Genomic DNA, 1115 nt, shown 5'->3' with positions numbered 1-1115 from the left:
TGCGGATTTCAGAATTACCGGACAGCTATTTCGCTAAATCCCGGACAGCCATTTCAGTAATTACCGGACAGTTCGGGCGCGGCTGATCGTCTGCCTGCAGTTATGTTTCTGATGGCATCGTTTCGCGGTTTTCCATGTGGGTCAAGTTCTCGTTTTGATCCTTTCTACGCATACTGTCTCCCTTGAGTTCGATGCGGTGGGCATTGTGAACAATTCGGTCCATGATGGCATCTGCGATTGTGGGTTCGCCGATCATGTCGTGCCAGCCTGAGACGGGCAGTTGGGCGGTAATGATTGTAGAGCGCCTTTGGTAACGTTCCTCGAAGAGTTCGAGTAGATCGAGACGCTGCTGGTCCGTGAGCCCGTGGGTCCCCCAGTCGTCGAGAATGAGCAGTTGGACGCGTGCCAGCTTATCGACCAGCTTCGGGAAGCGTCCATCGAGGCGGGCCATGGCCATGTCCTCAAACAGGCGGGGCATGCGGACATAAAGCACGGTGTGATCTAGGCGCGCAGCTTGCTGCCCGAAGGCGCAGGCCAGCCAGGTTTTGCCGGTACCGGTCTGGCCGGTGAGGATGATCTGCTCCTTTGCCTTGATCCATTCGCCCTGCGCGAGCGCGAGGACCTGACGGCGATCGAGCCCCCGGCTGGCGGCGAAGTTGACGTCTTCGATGCAGGCGTTGGGGAAGCGCATCTTCGCATTCCGCAGCCTGTTGCTGAAGCGTTTATCGGCCCGTGCCGAAGCTTCACGGTCGAGCATGAGACCAAGCCATTCGTTACGCTCAAGGGCTTGACCCGGGTCCTGTTCGGCGAGCGCCTTCCAGGCGTCTGCCATGCCTGTCAGGCCAAGTGCAGCCATCTGCTCGAGGGTGGGATGTGTCAGCATGTGATGATCCTTTTTGTGCTGGGGGTTACTGATAGTAGCCAGCGCCGCGGATGTTGCCGTGGGCTGGGGTGGCGGTGATTGGTTCCGGCGGTTCCGGAGCCCGGTCCAGCCCTGTGACGAGGATGGAACGCACTGAGGCATATGAGACGGTCCCGACTGTCAGGGCGCGATCACAGGCCGCTTCCAACCTCTCGGCCCCGAACTGGCGCTGGAGGCTGAGCACGCCGAGGGC

1 protein-coding gene and 1 pseudogene are annotated in these 1115 nt (G+C 60.0%); both read right to left on the bottom strand.

Annotated features, from left to right (window positions below; all coding sequences use genetic code 11):
- Positions 1 to 100 precede the first annotated feature (100 nt).
- Positions 101 to 883, bottom strand: a complete 783-nt coding sequence (istB, locus tag B9P63_RS18450) for an IS21-like element helper ATPase IstB (RefSeq protein WP_085311566.1) — start codon at positions 881 to 883, stop codon at positions 101 to 103.
- A 25-nt stretch (positions 884 to 908) separates the two neighbouring features.
- Positions 909 to 1115 (bottom strand): annotated as a pseudogene (locus B9P63_RS19505) (IS21 family transposase); the annotation flags it as partial.

The sequence above is a fragment of the Planktotalea arctica genome (assembly GCF_002105285.1).
GTDB classification, from domain to species: domain Bacteria; phylum Pseudomonadota; class Alphaproteobacteria; order Rhodobacterales; family Rhodobacteraceae; genus Planktotalea; species Planktotalea arctica.
This window is presented reverse-complemented; position numbering and strand designations above follow the sequence as displayed.